The organism is Rhodopseudomonas sp. B29 (assembly GCF_000333455.1).
Lineage (GTDB): Bacteria > Pseudomonadota > Alphaproteobacteria > Rhizobiales > Xanthobacteraceae > Rhodopseudomonas.
Genome location: NZ_BADD01000761.1, coordinates 1 through 2,241, shown reverse-complemented (window position 1 = coordinate 2,241; position 2,241 = coordinate 1). Strand labels below are relative to the sequence as shown.

Below are 2,241 nucleotides of genomic sequence, written 5' to 3'. Positions count from 1 at the left end.
GGCCGCAGCCGCGGCCCCGGACAAGCCGGTGTATTCTCACGGTGGAAATTCCGATCTCACGCTGGCGATCGGCGAAGGCATTGTTGCGCGCGACGCGCTGGCCGCGTTCGCTGCGTAGCGCGACAGGCGGTAATGCCGACGAGCGCATCTTCCTGCGTGCCGACAAGGCGGTCAGCTACGGCGAGCTGATGGCGGTGATGAACTTGCTGCGCGACGCCGGCTATCTGAAGATCGCCCTGGTCGGGCTTCGACGGGCGCGACGCGCCATGAGCGAGCCGGCCAACGCTTATGTGCTACACACCGAGGCCGATCCCGGCCGCCTCGCGCAATGGCTGTTTTCGGCGAGCGCGATCGTCGCGGTTCATGTCGGGCTGATCGCCGCGGCGCTGGCCTGGTATCAACCGGCGTTCGCGCCCGGCATCGAGATGCCGGCCATCATGGTCGACATGTCGCCGGCGCCATCGGCTCCAACCTTGCAGCCGCAGGATTTGGCGCCGGGGCCGCAGATGCAGGAAGCGCATGCGATGCCTGAGCCGGCGCGCGAGCCTGAGCCGAAGCTGGAGCCGATCCCGGTCCCGCCTGAGCCACTGCAGCAACACGCCCTGCAAGAGCCGGCGCCTGAGCCGGTCCTACCGAAGCCTGATGTGACGATGCCGCCGGCCGCTAAGCAGCCGCCGAAACAGGTAACTAAGCCCGAGGCCAAGAAGCCGGAGCACGCTGAGCGCGCAGAGACCAGGCGTAAGGTCGAGCATGCCGCCCACGAACCGTCCCGCGACAAGCCGGCTCCGCGTACGACAGCGGCGCCGAAGGCCGAACGGCAGGCGTCGCTACAGACCTCAGCCAATGCCGGCCGCGCCGCTGCAGCCGCGGCCCTGCCGTCGTATCGCGATCGGCTCGCCGCGCATCTGGCGCGCTACAAGCAGTATCCGTCGTCCGCCAAGGCCGCTGGCGAGCAGGGCACAGCGATGCTGAGCTTCACCGTCGGCCGCGGCGGGCAAGTCCTCGGCAGCCATCTGGCCCGCTCGTCCGGCCACCCGTCGCTCGACGCCGAGACGATGGCGATGATCCGCCGCGCCCAGCCGCTGCCGGCGTTTCCGCCCGAGATGACCCAGTCATCGCTGAGCTTCACCGTGCCGGTGAATTTTTCGCTACGGTGATTAGTCGGGTGCGGCTGCCTCCGAGCACGTCGGCATGCCCGGCCTCGTGCCGAGCATCCACGAACTTACTGAGCTGATCAGCAGGAAGACGTGGATGGCCGGGTCAAGCCCGGCCATGACGGACGACTTCCTATTTTTTCGTCATTGCGAGCGAAGCGAAGCAATCCAGGAGCTCAGTGCACTGCGCTGGATTGCTTCGTCGCTTCGCTTCTCGCAATGACGGAGAGAACTACGCCCCGCCATGCGCAGCCTTCACGGCTGCGCGGTCGATCGCGCCCTTGGCATCCTTCGGCAGCGCCTCCACGAACGCCACATGCTTCGGTTTCTTGTAGCGCGCGATGCGGCCGGCGACGAAATCGGCCAGGGCTTCGCCGCTGATGCTTTCGCCGGGCTGGCACACGCACACCGCCTTCACCGCCTCGCTCCATTGCGGATCGGGGACGCCGATCACCACGGCCTCGGCGATCGCCGGATGTGCCTTCAGGGCGGCTTCGACTTCGGCCGGGTAGACGTTCTCGCCGCCGGTCTTGATCAGCTCCTTCTCGGGCGCGCGGCCGGCGTAGAACAAGTAACCGTCGGCATCGAACTTTCCCATGTCGCCGGTGTGGTGCCAGCCATTACGAAACGCGTGCGCGGTGGCGGTTTCGTTATTCCAATAGCCTTTGAACACGGTGGGGCCGCGCAGCACGATCTCGCCGACTTCGCCGGCCGGCAGCGGCTTGTCCTCCGCATCGACCACCGCGACGCTACGCCACGGCAACGGCCGTCCGGCGGACCGTGGCCGGTCGCGATACGGTGCGAGCGTCGAAAGGCCCGACGTTTCCGACTGGCCGAACGTCGCCCAGAACGTCGCCTGCGGGCAAAGCTTCTCGAACCGCTCGATCGTCTCCGGCGCATCGAGGCCGGTGACGGCGCGTAGCGAAGTCAGCTGTTCGGCCTGAGCGGCGTCGAGCAGATTGCCGAGCATCGGCGCGAACTCGGCCATCACGCTGACCTTGTGGGCGGCGATGTCGCGCGCCGCCTGCGCCGGATCGAACTTCCCGAGATCACGCTGGCGCCGCCGGCCTGCTGCAGCGTCAGCATC

At 67.5% G+C, this 2,241-nt stretch carries 1 protein-coding gene and 1 pseudogene; one reads left to right on the top strand and one right to left on the bottom strand.

Going from position 1 to position 2,241, the window contains the following annotated elements; all coding sequences use genetic code 11:
• The first annotated feature begins 266 nt into the window (after nt 1-266).
• The gene (locus I5M_RS27405; protein WP_031337789.1) at nt 267-1,157 is read left to right on the top strand and encodes an energy transducer TonB; all 891 of its coding nucleotides are present in this window, start codon (nt 267-269) and stop codon (nt 1,155-1,157) included.
• 229 nt (nt 1,158-1,386) lie between these two features.
• Here the strand turns inward: I5M_RS27405 and I5M_RS30745 are convergent.
• Nucleotides 1,387-2,241 (bottom strand): annotated as a pseudogene (locus I5M_RS30745) (AMP-binding protein); the annotation flags it as partial.

Bases quoted from the DNA above. Each gene is read 5' to 3' on its own strand.
- I5M_RS27405 (WP_031337789.1), top strand. From the start codon at position 267: ATGAGCGAGCCGGCCAACGCTTATGTGCTACACACCGAGGCCGATCCC.